Here is a 251-nt window from a genome sequence, read left to right as displayed (position 1 = left end):
CCGTGTCTCAGTCCCAGTGTGGCCGATCACCCTCTCAGGTCGGCTACGCATCGTCGCCTTGGTGAGCCGTTACCTCACCAACTAGCTAATGCGCCGCGGGCCCATCCTGTAGCGACAGCTTGCGCCGCCTTTCAACGAAAGATCATGCGACCTTTCGTATTATCCGGTATTAGCACCGATTTCTCGGTGTTATCCCCGTCTACAGGGCAGGTTGCCCACGTGTTACTCACCCGTCCGCCGCTAACGATTCA

Annotated in this window: 1 rRNA gene; it reads right to left on the bottom strand. The window is 57.8% G+C overall.

Features of this window, described 5'->3' with window-relative positions:
- Positions 1 to 251, bottom strand: a 16S ribosomal RNA gene (locus K1I44_RS15240); the annotation flags it as partial.

It is taken from the genome of Anoxybacillus sp. ST4, assembly GCF_019448545.1.
Lineage (GTDB): Bacteria > Bacillota > Bacilli > Bacillales > Anoxybacillaceae > Anoxybacillus > Anoxybacillus pushchinoensis.
The sequence above is the reverse complement of the archived record's forward strand: the minus strand, read 5'-3'. Positions and strand labels throughout refer to the sequence as shown.